This window comes from Rubrobacter taiwanensis (assembly GCF_004337705.1).
Classification (GTDB): domain Bacteria; phylum Actinomycetota; class Rubrobacteria; order Rubrobacterales; family Rubrobacteraceae; genus Rubrobacter_C; species Rubrobacter_C taiwanensis.
Window position 1 is genome coordinate 1 of sequence record NZ_SKBU01000049.1, and the last position, 917, is coordinate 917.

Annotated in this window: 1 protein-coding gene; it reads right to left on the reverse strand. The window is 56.2% G+C overall.

What is annotated here, in order from left to right; all coding sequences use genetic code 11:
• Window positions 1–19: 19 nt before the first annotated feature.
• Window positions 20–865 carry an IS5 family transposase gene (locus E0L93_RS15480; RefSeq protein WP_132692990.1) on the reverse strand — a complete coding sequence of 282 codons (846 nt, stop codon included), beginning with the start codon at window positions 863–865 and terminating at the stop codon, window positions 20–22.
• Window positions 866–917 lie beyond the last annotated feature (52 nt).

Here is a 917-nt window from a genome sequence, read left to right on the forward strand (position 1 = left end):
AGAAACCGTCCGAAAAGCCTCATTTGCGAGCCAACCGCCTCACCATCAAACGGCTCATCGCCACGTAAATGAACGCCTCCCCACTCTCTGGCAACCGCTCGTAGTCCTTGCTCATCCTTCTGTTCTGGTCTATCCACGAGAAAGTCCGCTCCACTACCCATCTTCTCGGTAAGACAATGAAGCCCGCTGGCGGCAAGATCTTCTCCCAGTCTATCTCTACTCCCTCGGGCACCCAGCGTCGGCGACTGGGGCGTTTGACGGTCTGCGCTGTCCAACCCAAAGTCTTCTCTACCCAGTCTTTGCCCTTACCCTGGCCGTTGTAGCTGGCATCGAGCCACAGATGAGACAGGCGAGAAAAGAGTTCTCGTCCTTGCTCAAGCAGTAGCTTTATCCCGTCTCGGTCCATGATGTCCGCCCCATGGACCCTGGCTTTGAGCACCAACCCCTGCGTATCGACCAGCAGATGACGCTTTCTGCCCTTTACCTTCTTGCCCCCGTCATAGCCGCGCTCTTTACCACCTACTCCAGTGCTCTTGACCGATTGCGAATCGACTATACCTGCACTGGGCTGGGGATCTCTCCCCAAGCGAATCCGTAATCTTTCGCGTAAAGCGGCATTGAGCCTCTCCCAGGTGCCGTCAAGACGCCAAGTTCTGAAGTAATGGTGAACGGTCTTCCACGGCGGGAAGTCGTGGGGCAAAAGCCTCCAGGCACAGCCGCTCCTGAGGATGTAAAAGATGGCGTTGAGGATCTCGCGGGTAGCATGAGTTCTGGGTCGGCCGGTATTGTTCTGGGCGGGTAGGTAAGGCTCGATGATCTTCCATTCGGCATCGGACAGATCGGTCTGGTATGCTCTTCTCATCATGCTCGGTAGGGTACCGAGTCACTGCCTCAAGACCACTTTTCGGACGGTTTCT

Bases quoted from the DNA above. Each gene is read 5' to 3' on its own strand.
- E0L93_RS15480 (WP_132692990.1), bottom strand. From the start codon at position 865: ATGATGAGAAGAGCATACCAGACCGATCTGTCCGATGCCGAATGGAAG.